The organism is Marinomonas sp. ATLA20 (genome assembly GCF_057180105.1).
On sequence record NZ_JBXUKU010000039.1, the window covers coordinates 1 to 564 of the forward strand.

The 564-nt window shown below is 42.0% G+C and carries 1 protein-coding gene; it reads left to right on the forward strand.

From position 1 onward, the window contains the following. The coding region (locus AC2A4J_RS20340; RefSeq protein ID WP_484177295.1) for a CdaR family protein at positions 1-564 on the forward strand (564 nt) is incomplete at both ends.

The window sequence follows — 564 nt, forward strand, 5'->3', positions numbered from 1 at the left end:
GAACAAGAGATCATAGAACACCTTGAAGAAACAGAAGGGGTGAAAAAGCCAACTGGCTGCGTCGTCTTGCTCTTTCAAAAGCATCATCAAATGGAAGAGATCACAGGGAACCTTTACTTTCTTGTCTCTTGCCGCTCCATTTTTCAGCGTGCGGGTTTCCATCTGATTGCATATGAGCATCAAGAACAAACCTTGTTTATTTTATTAAACACGAGAAAAAAAGAGGACTGGAAAGAGCGTGCAGAAAAGGCTGCAAACGATATCAAACAATTGTATAACCGGGAGCAACCTCGAGGGGCCGAGATCAATTTTGGTATCGGGCAATATTGTGAACAGTTTCAGCACATGAGAAAAAGCTTTCAAGCAGCCAAAGAATTGCTGCATTTAAAAAAAGTAATGCCTCAGCGTGTGGAAAGCCCATTTTACCAAGATCTACATCTACTCCGTCTCTTGCCTATGATGAAGGAAAGCGGTCTGCTTGAGTCTTTGGTGAAAGAGTATTTAGAGCCCGTGATTGTATACGATAATCAAAATAGCGGGAGGCTCTATCAAACGCTAAATATC